This is a genomic window from Ruminococcus sp. (assembly GCF_017650195.1).
In the GTDB taxonomy this organism is placed as follows: domain Bacteria; phylum Bacillota; class Clostridia; order Oscillospirales; family Ruminococcaceae; genus Ruminococcus.
Map to the genome: position 1 here is coordinate 19,355 of NZ_JAGCFH010000017.1, position 24,541 is coordinate 43,895.

Consider the following 24,541-nt stretch of genomic DNA (forward strand, 5'->3'; position numbering starts at 1 on the left):
CGTTAATCATCAGGGATATGTTAGTATCCTGTAAAGCGCATGGCAATGCCGTGAATCAAGGTGGTACCGCGGATAAGATTATTCGTCCTTGACAGATCAAATTGGTCTGTCAGGGACTTTTTTATTATTCCGACAGACCCCGGAGGTGCTTTAAATGAAATTTTTACCCGAATTCGACGAAGTAAAACGTTATGCTGAGAGCGGCAGGTATGACATTCTCCCGGTGAGCTGCGAGATACTGTCAGATATCTGCACTCCTATCGAAGCCATTATGATACTCAAGAGTATCTCGACTCACTGCTATATGCTTGAGTCTGTGGCAGACAAGGAGAAATGGGGGCGGTATACCTTCCTTGGCTACGATCCAAAGCTGCAAATTACCGCAGCCGGAAACGAGCTTTCTATCGGCGACGTGAAAATGACAACAGAGGATCCTTCAGTTCAGATTAGACAGATACTTTCAAATTACAGAAGCCCCAAATTCGACTATCTTCCTACTTTCACGGGCGGTCTTGCAGGCTATTTCTCATACGATTTCCTTGCCTACAGCGAGAAGACTCTCCGCACCGATGTGACGGATACCGAGAACTTCAAGGATGTGGACCTGATGCTTTTTGACAAGGTCATAGCTTTTGACAACTTCCGCCAGAAGCTCATACTCATCGCGAATATGCGTCTTGAAGAGGGAGAGTCAGGCTACAATAAGGCGAAAATGGAGCTTCAGCAAATGGCTGACCTCCTTAGAAACGGCGTTTCTAAGCGCGAACCAGCAGGACATCTGAAAAGCGAGGTAACAGCTCTCTTTAGCAAGGAGCAGTACTGTGATATGGTGGAAAAGGCAAAGCGCCATATTCGCGAGGGAGATATCTTCCAGATAGTTCTCTCGAATCGACTCAGCGCTGACTATGAAGGAAGCTTGCTGAATACCTACCGTGTTCTCAGGACTATCAACCCTTCACCTTATATGTTCTATTTCTCCGGAACAGACGTTGAGATAGCAGGAGCTTCTCCTGAAACCCTCGTAAAGCTGGAGGACGGAGTGCTTCATACTTTCCCTCTTGCGGGAACACGTCCTCGTGGAAAGACGGAGAATGAGGACAAAGCTCTCGAAGCTGACTTGCTTGCAGATGAAAAAGAACTTGCAGAGCACAATATGCTGGTTGACCTTGGACGTAACGATCTCGGAAAGATTAGTAAATTCGGTAGTGTTCAGGTGGAAAAGCTCCACAGCATAGAGCGTTATTCCCATGTAATGCATATCGGCTCTACGGTGCGTGGAGATATAAGGGAAGAGTTTGACGGACTTGACGCTGTGAGTGCTGTACTTCCGGCAGGAACTCTCTCGGGAGCACCAAAGATACGCGCCTGCCAGCTAATAGCAGAGCTTGAAAACAACAAGCGCGGTATTTATGGCGGCGCTATCGGCTACATCGATTTTACCGGAAACCTTGATACCTGTATCGCTATACGCATAGCGTACAAGAAGAACGGAAAGGTATTCGTAAGAAGCGGTGCAGGAATAGTTGCTGATTCAGTACCTGAAAAGGAATATCAGGAGTGTATAAACAAGGCGGCGGCAGTTGTAAATGCCCTTAAGCTTGCAGAGGAGGCGGACGTATGATTCTTCTCATTGATAATTACGACAGCTTCTCCTACAACCTCTATCAGCTTGTAGGAGAAATATGTCCCGATATCAAGGTCATAAGGAATGACGAGATGACAGTGAAGGAGATAGAGGAGCTTGCTCCTGATAAGATAATCCTTTCTCCAGGTCCCGGACGTCCCGAAGACGCAGGAATAATAATCGAAGCGGCAAGAACAGTATGTCAGAAGATACCGACTCTTGGCGTTTGTCTAGGCCATCAGGCTATATGTGCCGCTTACGGTGCTAAGGTGACCTACGCAAAGGAACTGATGCACGGAAAACAGTCCGTTATAAGCTTCATGAACAACAGCCCCATATTCAAAGGTATAGATGAAGGGGCGCCTGTTGCGAGATATCATTCACTTGCAGCGGATGCTGCCACGATACCAGATTGCTTCAACGTTACGGCAGTTGCCGATGACGGAGAGATAATGGCGGTACAGCATAAAGAGTTCCCCATATATGGTGTGCAGTTCCACCCGGAGTCGATAATGACTCCCGACGGAAAGATAATGCTGCGCAACTTCATTGAATTGTAATTCTATAGATTGAACGGAGGTTTTATTATGATTAAGGAAGCAATTGTTAAGATAGTAAACAAGGAAGACCTCACCTATGACGAGGCATATAAGGTAATATCCGAGATAATGGCAGGAGAGACCACTCCTACCCAGAATGCGGCTTTCCTTTCAGCTCTTTCAACAAAGAGCACAAAGGCTGAGACAATTGACGAGATCACAGGCTGTGCAGCTGCAATGCGTGACGCTGCGATAAAGTTCGAGAACGATATGGATCTCCTTGAAATAGTAGGAACAGGCGGTGACAATGCTCACAGCTTCAATATTTCAACTACTTCCGCATTCGTTATCGCGTCCTCAGGCATAAAGGTATCAAAGCACGGAAACCGCGCGGCTTCTTCACTTTCAGGTACTGCAGACTGCCTTGAGGCTCTTGGCGCAAAAATAGACATCGAACCTGAAAGGTGCCGACAGCTCCTTGAAAACGTGGGCTTCTGCTTCTTCTTCGCTCAGAAATACCACACCTCTATGAAGTACGTAGGTCCCATAAGAAAGGAACTCGGATTCCGTACAGTATTCAATATCCTCGGACCTCTTACAAATCCTGCCTGCCCGAAGCATCATCTTCTCGGCGTTTATGATAGTGTACTTCTTGAACCTGTTGCTGAAGTGCTTATGAAGCTTGGTTCTAAGAACGGTATGGTTGTATTCGGTAAGGATAAGCTTGATGAGATTTCAATGAGCGCTCCTACAGCAGTATGCGAGTATAGGGACGGCTGGATGAAGAATTACGAGATAACTCCCGAGCAGTTCGGCTTTGAGCGCTGCACAAGGGATGACTTAAAGGGCGGTACTCCCGAAGAGAATGCGGCTATCACACGCGGTATTCTTGACGGCAGCATAACCGGACATAAGAGAAACGCAGTTCTGATGAACGCAGGCGCGGCAATATATATAGGCGGCAGGGCAGAGACTATGGCTGAGGGTATCAAAAAAGCTGCCGAGCTCATAGACAGTGGCGCTTCTCTTGCTATAATGGATGAATTCATAGCCGAGTCACAGAACTGAGGTGCGGCATGACTATTCTTGACCAGCTTGCAGACTACGCTCTTGAACGTGTGGCTGCGGCTAAGAAAAAGCTCCCGGTGGAAGATGTGAAAAAGATTGCCCTTCAGCTGCCAAAGGGAAGTTTTGAGTTTGAAAGAGCACTGAAAAAGGATGATATTGCCTTTATATGCGAGTGCAAGAAGGCTTCGCCGTCCAAGGGAATTATCGCAGAGGAGTTTCCCTATCTTGATATTGCTAAGGAGTACGAGGCAGCAGGTGCGGACTGTATATCAGTTCTCACAGAGCCGAAATGGTTCCTTGGCAGCGACGAGTACCTGCGGGAGATAGCTTCGGCAGTGGATATCCCTTGTATCCGAAAAGATTTCACTGTTGACGAATATATGATATATGAGGCAAAGCTCCTCGGTGCAAAGGCTGTATTGCTTATCTGCTCAATACTTTCACAGCAGCAGATAAGTGAATATATAGGTATCTGTGACGAGCTGGGCATATCAGCTCTCGTCGAAGCTCACGATGAAACGGAGCTTCATGCAGCTATTGCTGCCGGATCACGCATAATAGGAGTGAATAACCGCAATCTTAAGGACTTTTCTGTAGATACAGGCAACAGCCGCAGACTTCGGGAGCTTGCTCCAGAAGACGTGAGCTTCGTCTCTGAGAGTGGAGTACGTAATGCGGAAGATATTAGGCTTCTACGCGAGGCAGGCGTAAACGCTGTGCTCATTGGTGAAACTCTTATGAGAGCTACTGATAAGAAGGCAAAGCTTGCAGAGCTGAAAGGATAATATGACTAAGATAAAAATGTGCGGACTTCGCCGCAGGGAGGACATCGAGTACGCAAACAGGCTGCTGCCAGACTACATCGGCTATGTTTTTGCAAAGAGCAGCAAGCGTTATATCGTTCCGGAAAAAGCTGCGGAGCTCACAGGGCTCCTCGATGAAAGGATAGTTCCCGTAGGAGTTTTCGTGGATTCTGGTTTTGACGAGATATACAGTATCGTCAGCGCAGGAGCAGTAAGAGCTGTACAGCTCCATGGAAATGAGAATGAGGAACTCATAAGGCGCCTGCAAAGGGAAGGTATCACAGTTATTAGAGCTTTCAAGGTGAAAAGCAATGAGGATATCGAAAAGGCAAACAGCTCCTGTGCGGACTTTGTTTTGCTTGATTCCGGAAGCGGTTCGGGAGAAGTGTTCGATTGGTCGATTATCGGCGGTATAAAGCGTGATTTCTTCCTTGCAGGAGGGATAACTCCCGAAAACGCCGGGAAAGCTATAAAGACCTTGAATCCTTACGGGCTGGATGCAAGCTCCTGCCTTGAAACGGAGGGATTCAAGGACTTCGATAAAATGGCCGCCTTTGCAGAGGCTGTAAGGGCAGTATAAGATAAGGAAAGGAAAGATATTATGTCACAGTCAAAAGGACGATTCGGCGTTCACGGCGGTCAGTACATACCCGAAACGCTGATGAATGCGGTCATAGAGCTGGAACAGGCTTACGACCAATATAAAAACGACCCTGAGTTCAACCGTGAGCTCACGGAGCTACTGAACAATTACGCTGGCAGACCGTCTCTGCTCTACCGTGCAGACAAGCTTACCAGAGAGCTGGGAGGCGCTAAGATATACCTTAAGCGTGAGGACCTCAACCATACAGGATCACATAAGATAAACAACGTTCTTGGTCAGGCTCTTCTTGCAAAGAAAATGGGCAAGACGCGCCTGATTGCAGAGACCGGAGCAGGTCAGCACGGTGTTGCGACCGCTACAGCCGCTGCTCTCCTCGATATGGAGTGTGTGGTATTCATGGGCGAGGAGGACACAAAGCGACAGGCTCTTAATGTTTACCGTATGAAGCTTCTTGGTTCCGATGTGATTCCTGTAAAGAGCGGTACGGCTACACTTAAAGACGCAGTTTCAGAGGCTATGCGCGAGTGGACCTCACGTATATCCGATACTCATTACTGTCTTGGCTCAGTTATGGGACCTCATCCGTTCCCCACGATAGTACGTGATTTTCAGGCTGTTATCTCCCGTGAGGCAAGAGCGCAGATATTGGAAGCAGAGGGAAGGCTTCCTGATGCTGTTATTGCTTGTGTAGGCGGCGGCTCCAATGCTATAGGAAGCTTCTATCATTTCATTCCCGATGAGGGAGTACGCCTTATAGGCTGCGAGGCTGCCGGAAGAGGCATAGATACTTTTGAAACTGCTGCTACTGTAAATACCGGAAGGATAGGCATATTCCACGGTATGAAGTCCTATTTCTGTCAGGACGAATACGGTCAGATAGCTCCTGTATATTCTATCTCCGCAGGTCTTGACTATCCCGGAGTAGGTCCAGAGCATGCGCATCTCCACGATATTGGAAGGGCAGAATATGTGCCAGTGACTGATGAAGAGGCAGTAAACGCCTTTGAGTATCTTTCACGTACAGAGGGAATAATACCTGCCATCGAGTCTGCTCATGCAGTAGCATACGCTATGAAGCTTGCACCGACTATGGACAAGGATAAGATAATAATCGTGACCATTTCAGGACGCGGAGACAAGGACTGTGCCGCAATAGCACGCTATAGAGGAGAGGAAATCTATGAGTAATATAAAAGCTGCCTTCGCAGACGGAAAGGCTTTCATACCATTCATCACCTGCGGAGATCCCGACCTTGAAACTACTGCAAAGGTTGTCCGTGAGGCTGCTGCCAATGGAGCGGACCTTATCGAGCTTGGTATACCATTTTCAGACCCTACAGCCGAGGGACCGGTGATACAGGGGGCAAATATTCGCGCACTTGCCGGCGGAGTAACTACGGACAAAGTATTTGAGCTGGTAAAAGAGCTTCGTAAAGACGTTAAGATACCATTTGTGTTCATGACTTATGCAAATGTGGTATATTCATACGATGCAGAGCGCTTTATGGCTCGCTGCTGTGAATCTGGAGTTGACGGTATCATACTTCCGGATCTTCCGTTTGAAGAGAAGGAGGAGTTTTCCGCTGTAGCAAAGCAGTACGGAGTTGACCTTATATCCCTGATTGCTCCTACCTCAGAAAACCGTATCGCAATGATTGCAAAGGAAGCAAGCGGTTTTATATATATAGTATCAAGTCTCGGAGTTACTGGCGTAAGAAGTGAGATAAACACAAATATCGGCGATATAGTGAAGGTGATACGCGAAAACACTAATGTACCATGTGCTGTTGGTTTCGGTATCTCAAAGCCAGAGCAGGCGAAGACTATGGCAGGCCTTTCCGATGGAGCTATAGTAGGTTCGGCTATAATCAAGATACTGGAAAAGTATGGCAGGGATGCTGCTCCCTATGTTGGCGAGTACGTAAGGGAAATGAAGAATGCTGTCATATCGTGATACAGCATTGTGCCAGAGTAACTGAGGAAATGTAATACAGCCTCCAGTAACATGTACTGAAAAGCTTCTTCTATAATGGGATGAAATTCATTGGGGAACCAGTGAATATTGAAAAATTAATTTCATATTTTCTCTATTACGCAAAAATTTATGCTGAGAATTGTAAATAACATTAAGAGCCCGGAATTTCCGGGCTCTATCACTGAAATAAGAAAGTCCCCTCGGTCATAAGGGGGACTTTCTTATCTATTATTCAGAGAGGTGGTACAATCGTGTATCAATATACGGGAGGATATCCTCTCGGGCAGAATTGGTTGGAAGAACGAGATCATAGATCCCGTTCGTACCATTACTGCCAAGGCCGGAGCCGAAATTGTCCGGCATAAGCTGCATTGCGGAGGGGTGAACGCCGCAGCTTTATGTAATATGCACACCGTCAGGGAAGGATTGCTTTTATTCATGTTTATGTCCTGTAACATATTTAAGCAGCGGTGATGCATATAGCTTTTAATTACAAATAGTATTATATGACACAGTTCTACTATATGTTGAATCGATGCACATATATGCCCACTGTATCTTACATAACCATTATACAATATCATAAAACGGAAAACAAGACAAATATTGTTCTTTTCTAATCGTTTATTGCTGTTTATAACCCCTCATTACAGGGAATATCCGCAGATTGTTTGACAAATATATGCAATATAGATATAATGATATAAAAAAAGCATACAAAGGATATAAAAAAGACACATTGAGAGTTTATAATTTGGTCAGTAGATAAGGAGCGCGTGACTTATGAAAAAAATACTGCTTGTTGAGGACGATTTGGATATATGTGAGATAATCCGGGAGTACTTCGGTAACAAGGGCACCGGAGTGGAGACTGTGAACAGCGGCGGAAAAGCTTCGGATATCATAGACAGGGGCTTGGAGGGCTACGACCTCGTGCTCCTCGATATAATGTTGCCGGAAACAGACGGCTTTGAGCTGTGCAGACGGATACGCTCGGAAAACGATATACCAGTTATCTTCATAACTGCAAGGGGAAGGGAAGAGGATATCCTCAGCGGCTATGACCTCGGCTGCGACGACTATATAGTAAAGCCCTTCCTGCTTTCGGTGCTGTACAGCAAGTGCGAAGCCCTTGTGCGCCGTGCAAAGAACATATCAGACAATAATCAGCTTACCTGCGGTACGATAAGCCTCGATACCGTGACCCTCCGCTGTTTTGCGGACGGCGAGGAGGTGGAGCTCCCGCCGAAGGAGTTCGCCATACTGCGCTATCTGCTGGAGCATGAGGACTGGACGGTCACAAGGGATACTCTCCTTGACAGGGTGTGGGGCTACGATTACTTCGGCAGCGACCGCGTGGTGGATAATCATATAAAGAAACTCAGAAAAGCCCTCGGCAGCGCAGGTGCGCAGATAAAGACTCTTGTTGGACGGGGGTATAAGCTGACAAAGGAGTGAACAGAATGAAAAACAGGCTTTTCAGACGACGTCCGAAGCGGACGACCTTCGGGAAGCTGTTTGCAAAGGCGATGGCAGCTGTAATCGTTATAACGCTGCTTTTTGCGGCAGTGTTGAATTATGGCATTGAATATTTTATGTGCAGACAGGCTTTTTCACAGCAGAGCAGCTTAGAGAATCAGCTGTCGACATCAGTACAGTACAAAGAAGATAAATATGATAAAATAGGCGGCAGGCTCAACATTGCGTCACTTGAAATGGGAATGTGGACATATTACCTTAACACTTACGGGTTTGAGGAAAGCTTTACAGTTCCTTTTTTAGGTCATATAGCCTCGGACAGTGACAGGGAGGGCATTGCAGTATCAGCTCTTATTGACGGAAACGGCAATGTTATGATTTCAAATGCTGCTAAAATATGGTGCATTCTGAAAACAGACAATAACCCTTCAAATAACAAGTGGCTGTGCTATGACCCTGAGGGAGCGGATCTTCCGGAGCTGAGGCAGCTGATAGATCATGCGCTGGATGTGCGCTATTCCGAGCACCGTATGCTGAGCTTTGATATCCTGAGCGCTTATGTCGATATTTCCAGGCATAGGATAATCCCTCATACGTTAAGGGTATATTATAAAAAGTCTGATAAAAGATATGCTGACTTAAATGAGGTGATCTTTGACGACGAGGTGATAGCACTCTATGAAGATACAGAGATAAATACAGAGGGTATCAATCTCAGCGGCTATGAGTTCATGGATTTTCAGGGGAATAAAAAGTACGGCGATGACGGTCCGGAGACGTATCCGTCTTGCGGCTTTGAGAATGTATGGGGTGTAGAAAAGGAAAAGGTGGATAAGGCGGTAAGCGAAAAGTATAAGTCCGGCGGCCCGGATTATGACGACCAGTTCGACAATACAATAAAAAACGGCAACGCCAGCTATCTGACTGTTACCTATAACGACGAAAAATGTACACTTTTTACCTACTTCAAGGTCTTTGTATGGAATAAGTCCGTAAAGAGGATGTATATCATCCTTACAGGGATGTTTTTCCTGATAATGGCGTTTATCGCCTTCCTGCGCTGCTGGGCGAAGAATACGAAGAATCAGTCCCAGTATGCATTTGAGGACTATCAACGAGCCCTTACCAACAATCTCGCCCATGATATAAAAACTCCTTTGGCAGTCATAGGCGGCTATGCGGAAAACCTGATTGAGATGCGGAAGGAAGTCGGCAGTGAAAAGGAGCTGAAATACCTGAGCTCAATTATGAAAAATGTTGCGTATACAGACGATATGATTGCAAAAACTCTTGAACTCAGCGCAACAGAACAGATAAAGAATCCGAACAAAACGAAAGTCGATATAAAGGCGCTTGCGGAGAAACTCACGGAAAAGTACACCACAGCCTTCGAAGAAAAGAGCATAGAGTTCACTGTAGAGGGCGGCGGAGAGGTGAGCGCCGACGAGGATATGCTCTCAGCTGCTGTGGAGAACCTTATCTCTAATGCGGTGAAATATACTCGTGAGGGGGGAAGCATAAAAATAACAGCTGACAGGAAGCGGTTGTCAGTAGTCAATGATACAGCAGAAAATGTGGATACAAAAGACCTGCTCATGCCCTTTGTGAAGGGTGACAAGGGGCGGAGCGACAAGAACAGTCACGGTCTCGGACTTGCAATAGCCGCGGCTGCCGCCGAAAGGAACGGTTTCAGGCTGAAGGTTGATTGCAAGGACAAGAGATTTACGGCGGTCATTGAATTTTAATGTGGGGTAAAACAGAAATAAAGGACGCACGAGGGTACTCACTTGTGCGTCCTTTTGATGTATTTAGGTAGTTTCTTATATATTCCTGCTAAGCTGAAAGAAGGCTACAGCGCTGGCAGCTGCTACGTTCAGGGAATCAACACCATGAGCCATTGGTATCTTTATGGTATAGTCGCAGAGATCTATGGTGGCGTCTTTCAGTCCGTCCCCCTCTGTGCCGAGTATGACTGCAAGCTTTTCCTCGGCTTTCAGCCTTGCATCGTCGATACGGACGGTGTTCCTGCGCAGCGCCATTGCGGCGCATACAAAGCCTAAAGCTTTAAGCTCAGATATATAGTTCGGAGAGCCTGTGCTTAGATAAGTCCACGGGAGCTGAAAGACCGTACCCATGCTTACACGGACTGTACGTCTGAACAGGGGATCGCTGCATGAGGGCGTGAGCAGCACCGCGTCAAAGCCAAGTGCTGCCGCGGAACGGAACACAGCTCCTATATTGGTCTGGTTCATCACGTCTTCAAGGACAGCTATACGCTCCGCTCCTGCAAGAATATCTTGAGGATCAGGCAGCTTTTTACGGTGCATTGCACATAAAACTCCCTGTGTGAGTCTGAAGCCCGTGAGCTTTTCGAGTATATCAGATGAAGCGGTATAGAACGGTATATCTCCGCAGCGTTCAATTATATCTGCTGCCTGACCGTTTATGTATTTCCTTTCAAGGAGAAGAGAAACAGGCTCATAGCCAGAATCAAGGGCGGTACGAATGACCTTTGGGCTTTCAGCAGTGAATATGCCATCTCCCGGCGCAAAATAGTCAAGGAGCTTTTTCTCTGATGTATCGGTGTAGGGAAGGAGTTCACGGGCTGCAAGGTCATTAATTTCTATAATATTTGCCATTTTGTTACCTCTTTCCTTGTTTTGGGGGAGAATAGCTGCTTATTATGTCAAGGCAAAGGCTGAGGGCAGGTACAAGGGAGGCCGTGCCGAAATCCCGTTCGTCATAGTTGTTTATATCAGCAAGGGAATCAGCTGTGAAAAAAAGCATACCGAAATCTGCGCCGCGGAGCTTCGCACAGGCGGCAAGGGAAGCACATTCCATATCCACAGTATCGCAACCCTCACTGCGGCGACAGGTAACTGTTTCAGGGGTTTCGCGGAACAGTCCGTCGGTTGTCCATGTGGTGCAGCTCCGAAAACCTATGCCCTTTTCACTGAGTGTACGGCATATATGCTCCGTCATTGGCATATCAAGTTCGATATACCGTGAGGGAGGCAGGTACTTGTAGGAGCTGCCCTCATCACGGAGAGCTCTTACTGGCACCATGAACTCGTTTTCCTGGATATCGAAAAGTACTCCGCAGGAGCCTGCGGAAACGATATGTCTTACGCCGTTATGTATGAGGTGTTCCAGATTTTGAACAGCTGCCGGAGCACCCATGGGAGCCTGACAAAAACATATCTCCTCGCCCTTATAGTTTACGGTATATATTGGATAATCCTTTGTTATGGTTTTTATCTCTCCGGAGATTGATGCTTCGCAGGAGCGGGCAAAGTCGTCGATACAACTGCCGAGAAAGCCGTATACAGCCTTTGGTGGTAGGGGCGAGGCGGTTTTTTTGAAATTAAATATTGAGGAGAGAGAGGTGTCATATTCCAGTATGGGAAAATCGTTTTTTTGAAGAGCCATGGTTTTATCCTTTCATATTATTGCTGGTCTGTGGCAGAAAATAACAGGGGTGACATGAGTAAGAGAAACGGTGTTATTATGTCAGAACTCCCTGATTTTTGACAGTTATGCCATTATTATAATACATTTGTGCGAAAAAAACAATATTTTCACAAGATTTTGGTTGAATTTTTTGCTGCAATGTGGTATAATAGTTTCAATAATTATTTCTTGCTGGAAGAAATAACCGTTTTTTACGGAGAAACGTAGCCGAAAACTTCGCCGCGCATACTCTGTAAATATTATGTTCGGATAATACCAAAAGGAGGTGTGCCATGAAAGAACTGCTTGAGACATTGTGCGACAAATACCTTCTTAACCTCGGACTGTTTACCGACTTCTATCCACTTGAAAGGGATATACTCTATCCGGTATGTGCTAATGTTTATTGCGCCTCGGACGCGGTGTTTGAGCTAGACAAGTTCAGTAATAGCATGGAGCTCATAAAGGAGAATCCAAAAATGCTGTCCAGCTTCCGGAGCACTGTACGTCCGCTCATAGCATCGTGGTTATCCGTTAGCGGCGACCCGAAGAGCGAGATGGAGCGCTATCTTGAATGCTATGATCTGTTGAAAAAATATTTTACCAATTCTGAACATCTTGCCCTGCTTTCGGTGTTGCTTGTGAGAATAGCTCCAACAGGAAATATCGAGGAGCGCATAATGCGCGGCAGGCAGATATACGACCGTATGAAGAAGGAGCACCGTATCCTCACTACAAAGGAGGACGTTGCATTTGCGGTTATGCTGGCATATTCGGAAAAATCCGACGACGAGCTCATAGAAGACATGGAGGCGTGTTTTAAGCTTCTTAAGCATAGTGCCGACAATAACAGTATACAGACGGTTTCTCATGTACTTGCGATGGCTCACGGCACTCCTGAGGATAAATGCGCCAAATTCTGTGAATTGTACGACAGTATGATAAAAAAGGGGCGTAAGTACGGCAAGCTTTACGAGCTTGCCATGCTGGCGGCTCTTTCGATAACAAAGTTCAGCAGCGAGGAGATAATCAGCGATATATGCGACAGTGAAACCTTTCTTGCCGAGCATAAGTCGGTTGGGGATCTTTCAGAATTCGGGAGGAGCGAGCCCATAAGCCACGCCTTCTTGTTGCTCACTATAGCATACTCAAGTGATGAAAATGTTGGCGGAGAGCAGGAAAGACGCACTCTCCTTGCTGCAAGACAGGCAACTCTGTACTCGGTGCTGGTCTACAGCATGATGACCGTAGCGCCGCTGATACATCAATAGACAAACAGCCGGTACCGGCTCTTACAGAATGGAGGTATATAAATTGAAGGCAGACAAATATTTGATCCGTGAAGGCAAAAAGACCGATATCCGCAAGCTCCCAACAGACAGTAAGGAGGACAATGCGGACAAGGATGAGATCATTGAAAAGTATGAGGAAAACAAGCGCGAGATAGCATTTCTTCAGGACAAGTTCTATGCGGACGCAAAAGAGGGGCTTATCGTGGTGATACAGGCTCTTGACGCTTCCGGAAAGGATTCGATAATAAAGTATGTTTTCAGCGGTATTAATCCGCAAGGAGTAAAGGTGCATTACTACAAGGCTCCTACAGCTGATGAGCTTGCTCACGATTACCTGTGGAGGATACATCAGAATGTTCCTCGCAGAGGCGAGATAGCAGTTTTCAACAGAAGCCATTACGAGGACCTTGTCACCGTTCAAGCTGAGGATATATGGAAGGGATATCACATATCCGATAGAGTGCTCGATGATACAAAGAAAAAGTTCTTTGAGAAGAGATACAGGCAGGTGAATGATTTCGAGCAGTACCTCTATGAGAACAGCTACCGCATGGTAAAGATATTCCTGCACGTCTCAAAGGAGGAGCAGACAGGACAGCTTCTTGAGCGTATAGAGCTCCCGGAAAAGAACTGGAAATTTCGCGCTGATGATCTCAAGGTGAGGGACAAGTATGACGCATATCTTAAGTGCTTCAACGACGTTATAAACAACACTTCTACTAAAAATAGCCCTTGGTACGTGCTCCCGGGTGATCAGAGGTGGTATACTAGATATCTGTTCACGGAGATACTCATTGACGCTCTGAGAGCCTGCAAGCCTCAGTATCCTGCACTTTCGCCCGAGGAAGCGGAAAAGCTGCCCGAGTGCAGGAGGATACTCTCAGAAGCTATGGAGGAGTACGAAAGCGGCAAAAAAGAAAAGAAGCCGGAGTCAGCTAAGAAAAAATCCAAGAAAAAGAGCAAAAAATAATGTCCGGCAAGCTGCTAGAGAGAATGAATCAGGTTAATTGAAATTTCTTTCAAAGGTTCGGCATTTTTTTAACCTTTATTGTACTTTTGCAAGAAAATACGTTAAATTCTTGACTTGCAGCAAAAAGTGTGATATAATTTATCATGTATAATTTTATGCCAAGGAGGAAGCTATGGGCAACAGTGAGTACCGCAAGACAATTGATTATATCTTAGATCTTATCAGAAGCGGAATGCTGCAGGTAGGGGACAAGCTTCCGACAGAGCGCAGTATCTCGGAAAAGCTCGGCATAAGCCGAAATACTGTCCGCGAGGCGCTCAGGGGACTTGAGATTCTCGGTATAGTCAATGGAAAACAGGGATCAGGGAATTATCTTACAGATAATATCTCAGATTCTATCGCAAAGGCAATGGATGTCATGCTGCTTATGAACAAGACCTCGAAGGAGGAGATATGTTCGTTCAGAAGAAGCATGGAAAAGACCGTTTGCAGCTATCTTATTGCAAGAGGTTGCTCATCGGAGAACAAGCTTAAGATCGTTGCTGCTTTGAACAGGCTCAAGGAGTCTGAGGGAACAAGCAGACAGACGGTCGCAGACAGGGATTTCCACTATTCCCTTATATATGCTACGGATAACAGTTTCTGGATAACCTTCATGAACGCTGTTTCTGAGGTCTATATGAGGTGGATAGACGATTTTCTTACAACATCCGGTCCGGAGGTTAAGGAACAGCTGCAGGACGCTCATGAAAAAATGGTGCAGGGCATCATTACGGGCGATACTGAGTTCTGTTTCCGTGCGATAGACGCACATTATGATATAATTGACAAGAGCTTTGGCTGATGAAAGGAATGCTATGAGTATGGGACGTTTCTTTGCTGCCGTTACGGCGGCACTGATTGCTTTTAGTGCTGTTTCATGTTCGCATCAGATCAATGTCGATGATGACAATGATAATAATGTACAGACAACAGTCACTGGAGAAGGGGAAAAGGAAACAACGTCGGATAATACAAATAAAGATTCTGACGATATCAACTCATACATAAAGGTCAAAGAGGCAAAGCCTGCCGTATGGAAGGTGACTGACACCAAAACTGGAAGCGAACTGTATATGCTTGGAATATTGCGTTTTGCGACGGAGTATACGTTTGCCATGCCGGATTATGTTAATGAGCTGTATGACAAGAGTAGCGGCATAGTTATTGAGACAGACGGTGCGGATATGACAAAAGAGCAGTGGGACGAGTTTTACAACCAGATGTTCTATAATGACGGGACTACCGTGAAGGATCATATCTCTAAGGAGACTTATGAGAAGGCAAAGAAGTTCTTGCAGGATAATTTCTATTACAATGAGATGTCCGAGAATATAATTGCCAACGGCTGGGCTTCTCAGGTTAATGCTATAATCATAAACCGCGTCAAGAACCTTGTTATGGAAACTCTCGATGCTAGCTTTACCGGCAAGGCAAAGATAGACGGCAAGCCTATATTAGGTCTTGAAGATATGAGTACGCAGACAAAGTCTATGAATGCCTGCTCGGACGAGTTGACAGATTTCATGATAAGTGATACTATGCGCCGCGGAGAGGATATATCTGCCTTTACAGCAAATCTTGCAGACCAGCATGACAGTTGGGCAAAAGGAGATGTGGACGTTCTTGACGAGGAGTACTACTGGGGCGACCGTTCCTCCGAACTTGACGACGATTATGCGGCTTATCTGAAGGTCAACCTGTATGAACGCAATGAGAATATGGCTGAAAAGATAGAGGGATTCCTCGAAAACGGCGATAATTATTTCATTGTCATCGGAGTTACCCATTTCTCAGGAAAGAATGGAATCGATGATATCCTTGAAGAAAAGGGCTACAAGGTGGAACGCATAGATAGACAGTGATAGATGAAAAAGCGCTTGTGCGTATTGCACAAGTGTTTTTTTTGTGTGTCGGGCATGATACAGTTTTTGCGGGCGAAAGTCTTATCGTAGAGATTTACCTATAAGTAAAGCAGAATTCAAGTTGCTGACAGCAATGGCAACGAGGGAGGAAGAGGTATATTCGACTGTGAAGATAGAGGATATCTTCTCTCTGCCAAAATATGCGAAATCATACAAAGCTGATATGCCGTTTTGTCCTGACATATGAAAAGACTGAGCTGGAAAAATTCCAACAAAAAAAGCGCCTTATCATTTTTAAATTAGGCGCTTTTTGATAAATCTTTACGGAGCCCCTTGACACGGGACAAAAACTGTATTATAATGTTATAATGTATCAATATGGAATAGTATCGCTATTTTGCAAGATATTATAGCATACTTTGCACAGACTTGTCAATAGTTTTGGCAGAAATTTTTTCAGATGATACGGCAGCAACAAACAGAACTGTCGTTCCCGACTCTGTGTGCGAAGGGAAGGGCAGCAAAAAAATACAAGGAGGTTCCGCCTATGGTGAATGTTACACCTAAGCAGCTGGGAAAGAATGTCAGAATGAGCTTCGGTAAGATTACCGAGCCTCTGGAGATGCCGAACCTTATCGAGGTACAGAAGAACTCGTATAAGTGGTTCAAGGAAGAAGGTCTTCGTGAGGTGTTCCGCGAAATGACCGCTATCACCGACTACAACGGCAATCTCGTCCTCAACTTCAAGGACTACCGCTTTGACGACACTCCCAAATATTCTCTCGCAGAATGTAAATCAAGAGGAGCTACCTATCAGGTCTCGATGAAAGCGACCGCTACCCTTGCAAACAAGGAGACAGGCGCTGTCAGCGAAAGCGAGATCTATATGGGTGATTTCCCGCTTATGACGGACAGTGGTACCTTCGTTATCAACGGTGCTGAGCGTGTTATCGTATCTCAGCTCGTTCGTTCGCCTGGTGTTTATTACGCATTCACTAAGGACAAGACTGGTAAGGACCTTTTCAGCTCGCAGATAATCCCTAACCGCGGTGCGTGGCTGGAGTATGAACAGGATTCAAACGACGTTGTTTACGTTCGTATAGATAAAAACAGAAAAATACCGCTCACTACCTTCATTAGAGCTCTCGGAGAAGAGGGCACCGATGAGGAGATATTTGAGATATACGGTGAGGACGAGCGCCTCAGACAAACTATCCTCCAGAAGGATCAGACAAAGAACCGCTCGGACGCTCTCATAGACGTATACAAGAAGCTCCGTCCCGGTGAGCCTCCTACGGTTGAAAGTGCAGTGAGCCACCTCAATAACCTCTTCTTTGAGGCAAAGAGATATGACCTCTGTCGTTTTGGACGCTACAAGTACAATAAGAAGCTTGGCATAGCTTCACGTCTTTCAGGAAGAACTCTTGCACAGCCTATTGTAAGCGAGATGACAGGTGAGATACTTGCAGATGCAGGCGAGACACTCACATATGACAAGGCTTGTGAGATAGAGCAGGCAGGCGTTTACAGCGCTTACGTAAACGTTGAGTCAAAGGAATACTATACCGACGAGCGCGGAGAGACATCTGTCCGCATGGTGGAGAAGACCGTAAAGGTTATCGGTAATGGTATGGTTGATATCAAGGGCTATGTTGATTTCGACGCTGAGAAGTACGGCATCAACGAGAAGGTATCCTTCAGTGTCCTCAAGGATATTATAGACAACGCTGCCGACGCAGATGAGCTGGAGGAGACTATCAAGAAGAAGGCTGACGAGCTCTCACCCAAGTATATCACTCTTGACGATATCAGAGCTTCCATAAGCTATTTTCTTAACCTCTGCGAGGGCGTAGGTACTGTTGACGATATCGACCATCTTGGAAACAGACGTATCCGTTCCGTAGGTGAGCTTCTCCAGAACCAGTTCCGCATCGGCTATACAAGAATGGAGCGCGGTATCCGCGAGAGAATGAACCTTCAGACTCAGGACGTGAATACCCTCACTCCTCAGACACTTATCAATATAAGACCTATTTCTTCAGCTATGAAGGAATTCTTCTGCTCCTCACCTCTGTCACAGTTCATGGATCAGAACAATCCTCTTGCTGAGCTTACACATAAAAGACGTCTTTCAGCCCTCGGTCCCGGAGGCCTTTCAAGAGACCGTGCCGGATTCGAGGTACGTGACGTTCACTACAGCCACTACGGAAGAATGTGTCCTATCGAGACTCCTGAAGGACCTAACATCGGACTTATCTCCTACCTCGCAACATTCGCAAGAATAAACGAATATGGCTTCATCGAGGCTCCATACAGAAAGGTAGACAAGAGTACCGGCGTTGTTACCAACGAGGTAGTATACATGACTGCCGATATGGAGGATAATTTTGTAGTTGCTCAGGCAAATGAGCCCCTCACAGAGGATAACAAGCTTGCAAGGCCACGTGTAAACGCACGTTTCCGTGAGCAGATCCTCGAGTGCGAGCGCGAAAAGGTAGATTACATGGATGTATCTCCTAAGATGGTCGTATCAGTAGCTACATCAATGATTCCCTTCCTTGAGAACGATGACGCTAACCGTGCCCTCATGGGCTCTAACATGCAGCGTCAGGCTGTTCCGCTCCTCAAGACAGAGCGTCCATTCGTTGGTACAGGTATGGAATACAAGGCTGCTGTTGACTCGGGAGTATGTGTCGTTTCCGACTATGACGGAAAGGTTACTTACGTTGACGCAGACAAGATTACTATGGTTGATACGGACGGAGTTGAGCACAAGTACGAGCTTATAAAGTTCAAGCGCTCCAACCAGGGCACCTGCGTAAATCAAAGACCTATAGTCACAGCTGGCGAGGAAGTAAAGAAGGGACAGGTACTTGCAGACGGTCCCGCTACTGCTGACGGAGAGATCTCCCTCGGTAAGAACGCCCTCATTGGCTTCATGACATGGGAAGGTTACAATTATGAGGACGCTGTACTTCTTAACGAGCGCCTTGTAAGAGAAGATGTATTCACATCAGTTCATATAGAAGAATACGAGATCGAGTGCCGCGATACTAAGCTCGGACCTGAGGAGATCACTCGTGATATTCCCAACGTAGGTGACGATGCTCTTGCAAACCTCGATGAAAATGGTATCATCCGCATTGGTTCTGAAGTAAACTCCGGCGATATTCTCGTCGGCAAGGTAACGCCGAAGGGCGAGACCGAGCTTACCGCAGAGGAAAGACTTCTCCGTGCTATCTTCGGTGAAAAGGCAAGAGAGGTGCGTGATAACTCTCTTAAGGTGCCTCACGGTGAGTCGGGCGTTATCGTTGATGTAAAGGTATTCACAAGAGACAACTGCGACGAGCTCTCGGCAGGTGTAAATATGCGTGTTATCTGCTATATCGCTCAGAAGCGTAAAATCACTGTCGGCGATAAGATGGCAGGCCGTCATGGTAACAAGGGCGTTGTTTCGCGTATACTTCCTGAGGAGGATATGCCTTTCCTTCCAGATGGTACTCCGCTCGATATCGTGCTGAACCCTCTCGGCGTTCCTTCACGAATGAATATCGGACAGGTTCTTGAAGTACACCTTGGTATGGCTTGTAAGGCACTGGGCTGGCACATTATGACGCCTGTATTCGATGGTGCTCATGAGGACGATATCCGTGAATGCTTCAGAATGGCTAACGAACACGCCAAGGAGCACAAGGACGATATGTTCGAGCTCAAGGCTATGGATAAAGTTATCAATCCCAATGCTCTGGAATTCACAGAGGATTGTAAGTTTACTCTTTACGACGGACGTACAGGTGAAAAGTTCGATAACCGTGTAACTGTGGGCTATATGTACTACCTCAAGCTCCACCACCTTGTTGACGATAAGATCCACGCACGTTCTGTCGGTCCTTATGCTCTCGTTACACAACAGCCTCTGGGCGGTAAAGCTCAGTTCGGCGGTCAGCGTTTCGGAGAGATGGAAGTTTGGGCTCTCGAGGCTTATGGTGCTGCATACACCCTCCAGGAGATTCTTACTGTTAAGTCAGACGATACTATCGGACGTGTCAATACCTACGAGGCTATCGTTAAGGGTCAAAACGTACCTACTCCGGGTATACCTGAATCCTTCAAGGTACTTATCAAGGAAATGCAGTCTCTCTGTCTCGACGTTAAGGTGCTTGACGAGAATCAGGAGGAGATTGACCTTACTCAGAACTTTGATGACGATGATCCGATGCCTTCACGTTCCTACGACGACGAGGATACACTTGACAATTCGGACTTCTCCGAAAGCGAGCTTGGCGACGCAGGCTTCGGTGTTGAAGGTGAGGACGAGGACAGCGAAGACGGTGATCTTGATCTTCTCGGCGGCGAAGACGACTTCAACTTCGACGAGGACGACGAAATGGACCTCGATTCCGACGATGCAGACGTTCTTGATCTGGACGACGACAATGAGGAATTCGATTTCGACAGCGAGGACTAATCAAAGGAACACGAACTAAGGATAGCGGATACGAAATAATGACCGCGGCGATGTATACGGCTCGTCCTTATACATACCGCGATCAGCAGTTCCGAATTAAGGATTCCGAATTAATATTTTAGGAGGTAGCAGTTTGGAATTTACAACTTTTGAATCAATAAAGATAGGTCTTGCTTCGCCGGAACAGATTAGAAGCTGGTCACACGGCGCAGTTGAAAGACCTGAAACTATAAATTACAGAACCCAGAAGCCCGAGCGTGACGGTCTTTTCTGTGAAAGGATCTTCGGACCTACAAAGGACTGGGAGTGCCACTGCGGAAAATTCAAGAAGATACGCTTCAAGGGTAAGATTTGTGACCGCTGCGGCGTTGAGGTAACAAGAGCAAGAGTAAGAAGAGAGAGAATGGGTCACATCGAGCTGGCTGCTCCTGTTTCTCATATATGGTACTTTAAGGGCACTCCGTCCCGTATAGGACAGGTGCTTGAGGTATCTCAGAAGAGACTGGAGGAGGTTCTTTATTTCACAAAGTATATAGTTACCGATCCCGGCAATACAGAGCTGATCAAGAAGCAGCTCCTCTCCGAGAAGGAGTACCTCTCCTACCTTGAAAAGTACGGTGATGACTTCAAGGCAGAAATGGGTGCTGAGGCTATAAGGAAGCTCCTCAACGAGTATGACCCTGCAAGATATGACACTCACAAGCAGAGACTTGTGGAAATGGGCAAGGTATCTCTTGGCGGCAAAAAGCTTGAGTGCTTCAACAAGCCTACAGAGTGTGAGTGCGAGGAATGCCAGAAGTTCAGGGAACTGGAGGATATCGACTGGAGAAACAATCTTGAGATTGTTGCAGATGACCTCAAGGCTGAGCTGGTGGGTCTCCCCGGTGGACAGAAGAAGGTAAAGCTTCTTAAGAGATTGCAGATAATAGAGGCATTCCGCCTCTCCGGCAACAAACCTGAGTGGATGATACTCAGCGTTGTTCCTGTTATACCACCCGATATCCGTCCTATGATAATGCTGGACGGTGGACGTTACGCTACATCAGACCTTAATGACCTTTACAGAAGAGTTATCAACAGAAACAATCGTCTGAAGAGAATGCTCGAGCTTGATGCTCCCGACATTATCGTAAGGAACGAGAAGCGTATGCTTCAGGAAGCTGTTGATGCTCTCATAGATAACGGCAGACACGGCAGACCTGTTACAGGTCCAAGCAACCGTGCTCTCAAGTCCCTTTCCGATATGCTCAAGGGTAAGCAGGGACGTTTCCGTCAGAACCTTCTTGGTAAGCGTGTTGACTACTCCGGACGTTCGGTTATCGTAGTAGGACCTGAACTAAAAATGTATCAGTGCGGTCTTCCTAAGGAAATGGCACTCGAACTCTTCAAGCCATTCGTATTGAAGAGACTCGTTGACAAAAAGGCTATAGCCAATATAAAGAGCGCAAGAAAGCTCATAGACCGTGCAGACAACAAGGTATGGGATGCTCTTGAGGACGTTATCAAGGATCACCCTGTTATGCTGAACCGTGCTCCCACGCTTCACAGACTGGGTATCCAGGCATTCGAGCCTATTCTCGTTGAGGGTCGTGCTATCAAGCTTCACCCCCTCGTATGCTCTGCCTTCAACGCTGACTTCGACGGTGACCAGATGGCTGTACATCTTCCTCTTTCTGCAGAGGCTCAGGCTGAGGCAAGATTCCTTATGCTTGCTGCAAACAATCTGCTGAAGCCTTCAGACGGTAAGCCTGTTGCTGTTCCTTCACAGGATATGGTACTTGGTTCATACTATCTGACAATGGATAAGCCAGGCGAACCCGGCGAGGGCAAGGTGTTCCGTGATGTGAACGAGGCTCTCATGGCTTACAATGAGCATGATGTATCTCTTCATGCAAACATCAAGGTAAAGATAACAAAGGATATCGGCGACAAGAAGGTATCCAAGATCATCGACGCTACAGTCGGCAGACTTATCTTCAACGAGAATATCCCTCAGAACCTCGGATACGTTGACAGAACGAACTCTGACAAGCAGTTTGATCTTGAAGTTGCTTTCCTCGTTGGAAAGAAGCAGCTTTCTGACATCATTGAGCGCTGCATAAAGATACATGGAACAACAACAACATCAGAGGTACTTGACCGTATCAAGGCTCTCGGCTATAAATATTCAACAAGAGCAGCTCTTACGGTTGCTGTCTGCGACGCTACTATACCTCCTCAGAAGAAGGATATACTTGCAAGTGCAGACGCAGAGGTAGAGCAGATCACAACAGAATATGAGTACGGATATATCTCCGCTCAGGAAAAGACAAAGAAGATCATCGCTCTTTGGACAAATACCACAGACGATGTTACAAAGGCTCTTAAATCCAACTTTGACAAGTACAATCCTATTTGGATGATGGCTGACTCGGGTGCCCGTGGATCTATATCACAGATTCGTCAGCTGGCTGGTATGCGTGGACTTATCGCCAATACTTCCGGTACCGTTATCGAGATTCCGATTAGAGCTAACTACCGTGAAGGTCTTAACATTTTGGAGTACTTCATCGCTTCAAGAGGTGCGAGAAAGGGTCTTGCAGATACCGCTCTTCGTACCGCTGACTCGGGATATCTTACCCGTCGTCTCGTTGATGTATCTCAGGACGTTATCATCCGTGAGGAGGATTGCGGAACCACAGAGGGCATTGAGGTATTCGAAATCAAGAACGGCAACGAGATCGTTGAGCCATTTGACGAGCGTCTTGTTGGTAGATTCCTTGCAGAGGATCTTAGAGACGAGTCCGGTGAGCTCGTGGTATCGCGCAATAAGCTTATTAATGACGCAGACGCAAAGAAGATAATCGACTCGGGCATAGAAAGGATAAAGATCCGCTCTGTTCTTACCTGTAAGTCGAGGACCGGCGTATGCGCTAAGTGCTACGGCGCTAATCTTGCTAACAACAATATGGTATCAGTTGGTGAGGCTGTTGGTATCATCGCTGCTCAGTCTATCGGTGAGCCTGGTACACAGCTTACCATGAGAACCTTCCATACCGGTGGTGTTGCTTCTGCCGACGCTGAAGATATCACACAGGGTCTTCCCCGTGTTGAGGAACTCTTCGAGAGCAGACGCCCCAAGGGTGCGGCTATCCTTTCCAGACTTTCAGGAAAGGTGCACATTGAAGAGATCAAGACCACAAGAAATATCATTGTTACCAATGAAGAGACAGGTGATGCTGAAAGCTATATGATTCCATATAACCTCAAGATCAGAGTTCAGGAGAACGAAGAGATTGAGAAGGGAACACGTCTTACAGAGGGTAACATCTATCCTGCCGATATTCTCAATATTCTTGGAACACAGGCTGTTCAGAACTACATCATAAATGAAGTTCAGAAGGTTTACCGTTTACAGGGTGTTGATATCAACGATAAGCATATCGAAGTTATAGTACGTCAGATGCTCCGCAAGATCAAGGTAGAGGAGACAGGCAGCAGCTATCTGCTTCCCGGTACTCTCGTTGACAGCAAGGAGATCGATGCTATCAATGAGGAGCTTCAGGCTCGTATCGATGCAGGCGAATACGATGTACAGCTTGTACAGACAAGTCCTGTGCTTCAGGGTATCACAAAGGCTTCATCCAATTCGGACAGCTTTATGTCTGCAGCTTCCTTCCAGGAGACCACAAAGGCTCTTACAGACGCTGCTATCAGAGGAAAGAGCGACCGTCTTCTCGGACTTAAGGAGAATGTTATTATCGGTAAGCTCATACCCGCTGGTACAGGTATGGAGTGTTACAGAAACGTTGAGGTCGTTAAGAATGAGGGCTACGGCGAGCATAACGCAGCTGCTCCCATTACAAATCAGATATAAGCTCAAAGCTCCCGGAGATTGTTCTTCGGGAGCTTTTATTAGGTTAAAACAGATGAAAACACCTTTATCAATAATACGAAAATACGTCAAATTTCCACTGCACCAATAACGTAGCCTAAATATTCAGAACTGCGTTATTTTTTTCTTTCTGGTTCATACATAAAAAAACACATATATTTTTCGGATTCTATTAACTGACAATCGAAGAAATGTAACGAATAGGATAAGACAGACAGGAGAGTTTATTTCTTAGGCTCTCCTTTATTGAAAATAATGGAAACATCGATGATACGGGATTCTATTCACATCTTCATAAAAAAGCAGCCATTCTCTATATGTCACCGAAAGATTAGTGTTATTTTCACTTACCCATTTTTTAATATCTTTTCCAAGCATTGCAGGTTTGAACCATGAAGTGTTTTCCCTTATTCATTTGCTACCTTTTCGCATAACTCAGTTAGTTTTTTGATTCCTTTGGTTATACTGTGATTAGGAATTACCGGAATATA

Annotated in this window: 17 protein-coding genes and 1 other annotated feature (1 of these 18 only partly in view); of the genes, 15 read left to right on the forward strand and 2 right to left on the reverse strand. The window is 46.2% G+C overall.

From position 1 onward, the window contains the following. Positions 1-93 (forward strand) — a binding site (T-box leader) (it extends 176 nt beyond the left edge of the window). 61 nt (positions 94-154) lie between these two features. From trpE to J6U00_RS00635, 9 genes are all read left to right on the forward strand, one after another. Then, positions 155-1,621: an anthranilate synthase component I gene (trpE, locus tag J6U00_RS00595; RefSeq protein WP_296577550.1), complete on the forward strand. Its 1,467-nt coding sequence runs from the start codon at positions 155-157 to the stop codon at positions 1,619-1,621. Continuing rightward, positions 1,618-2,184 carry an aminodeoxychorismate/anthranilate synthase component II gene (locus J6U00_RS00600; RefSeq protein ID WP_296577552.1) on the forward strand — a complete coding sequence of 189 codons (567 nt, stop codon included), beginning with the start codon at positions 1,618-1,620 and terminating at the stop codon, positions 2,182-2,184. The genes trpE and J6U00_RS00600 overlap by 4 nt, the downstream gene beginning before the upstream one ends. Positions 2,185-2,211: 27 nt before the next feature. Further along, positions 2,212-3,231: an anthranilate phosphoribosyltransferase gene (gene trpD / locus J6U00_RS00605; protein ID WP_296577554.1), complete on the forward strand. Its 1,020-nt coding sequence runs from the start codon at positions 2,212-2,214 to the stop codon at positions 3,229-3,231. 8 nt (positions 3,232-3,239) lie between these two features. Continuing rightward, entirely contained in the window at positions 3,240-4,016 is a 777-nt protein-coding gene (gene trpC / locus J6U00_RS00610) for an indole-3-glycerol phosphate synthase TrpC (RefSeq protein WP_296577556.1), read from the forward strand. 1 nt (position 4,017) lies between these two features. Further along, complete coding sequence (locus J6U00_RS00615) at positions 4,018-4,614, forward strand: phosphoribosylanthranilate isomerase (protein WP_296577558.1); 597 nt, start codon at positions 4,018-4,020, stop codon at positions 4,612-4,614. Between the two features lie 21 nt (positions 4,615-4,635). Further along, entirely contained in the window at positions 4,636-5,826 is a 1,191-nt protein-coding gene (gene trpB / locus J6U00_RS00620) for a tryptophan synthase subunit beta (RefSeq protein WP_296577560.1), read from the forward strand. Beyond that, positions 5,819-6,592, forward strand: coding sequence for a tryptophan synthase subunit alpha (trpA, locus tag J6U00_RS00625; protein WP_296577562.1), 774 nt, complete (start codon positions 5,819-5,821; stop codon positions 6,590-6,592). The genes trpB and trpA overlap by 8 nt, the downstream gene beginning before the upstream one ends. Positions 6,593-7,396: 804 nt before the next feature. Further along, positions 7,397-8,071, forward strand: a complete 675-nt coding sequence (locus J6U00_RS00630) for a response regulator transcription factor (protein ID WP_296577564.1) — start codon at positions 7,397-7,399, stop codon at positions 8,069-8,071. A gap of 5 nt (positions 8,072-8,076) precedes the next feature. Next, on the forward strand, positions 8,077-9,837 hold the full coding sequence (locus J6U00_RS00635) for a HAMP domain-containing sensor histidine kinase (RefSeq protein WP_296577566.1): 1,761 nt from the start codon (positions 8,077-8,079) through the stop codon (positions 9,835-9,837). 75 nt (positions 9,838-9,912) lie between these two features. On the opposite strand, the gene J6U00_RS00640 is transcribed toward J6U00_RS00635, so the two are convergent. Together J6U00_RS00640 and J6U00_RS00645 are read right to left on the reverse strand one after the other, a co-directional pair. Next, positions 9,913-10,731 (reverse strand): RNA methyltransferase, encoded by an 819-nt coding sequence (locus J6U00_RS00640; protein WP_296577568.1) that lies wholly within the window; start codon positions 10,729-10,731, stop codon positions 9,913-9,915. Between the two features lie 4 nt (positions 10,732-10,735). Continuing rightward, entirely contained in the window at positions 10,736-11,521 is a 786-nt protein-coding gene (locus J6U00_RS00645; RefSeq protein WP_296577570.1) for a nucleoside phosphorylase, read from the reverse strand. A gap of 314 nt (positions 11,522-11,835) precedes the next feature. On the opposite strand from J6U00_RS00645, the gene J6U00_RS00650 reads away from it, so the two are divergent. The 6 genes from J6U00_RS00650 (at position 11,836) to rpoC (ending at position 24,032) form a co-directional block, all read left to right on the forward strand. Further along, a complete protein-coding gene (locus tag J6U00_RS00650) occupies positions 11,836-12,813 on the forward strand; it encodes a DUF4003 family protein (protein WP_296577572.1) in 978 nt (325 codons plus the stop codon). Positions 12,814-12,856: 43 nt separating this feature from the next. Further along, positions 12,857-13,804, forward strand: coding sequence for a PPK2 family polyphosphate kinase (locus tag J6U00_RS00655; protein ID WP_296577574.1), 948 nt, complete (start codon positions 12,857-12,859; stop codon positions 13,802-13,804). A gap of 172 nt (positions 13,805-13,976) precedes the next feature. Then, on the forward strand, positions 13,977-14,648 hold the full coding sequence (locus J6U00_RS00660) for a GntR family transcriptional regulator (protein ID WP_296577576.1): 672 nt from the start codon (positions 13,977-13,979) through the stop codon (positions 14,646-14,648). A 19-nt stretch (positions 14,649-14,667) separates the two neighbouring features. After that, entirely contained in the window at positions 14,668-15,708 is a 1,041-nt protein-coding gene (locus tag J6U00_RS00665) for a TraB/GumN family protein (RefSeq protein WP_296577579.1), read from the forward strand. A gap of 547 nt (positions 15,709-16,255) precedes the next feature. Further along, on the forward strand, positions 16,256-20,176 hold the full coding sequence (gene rpoB, locus J6U00_RS00670) for a DNA-directed RNA polymerase subunit beta (protein WP_296577580.1): 3,921 nt from the start codon (positions 16,256-16,258) through the stop codon (positions 20,174-20,176). A gap of 133 nt (positions 20,177-20,309) precedes the next feature. Further along, a complete protein-coding gene (gene rpoC / locus J6U00_RS00675; RefSeq protein WP_296577582.1) occupies positions 20,310-24,032 on the forward strand; it encodes a DNA-directed RNA polymerase subunit beta' in 3,723 nt (1,240 codons plus the stop codon). Positions 24,033-24,541: the final 509 nt, after the last annotated feature.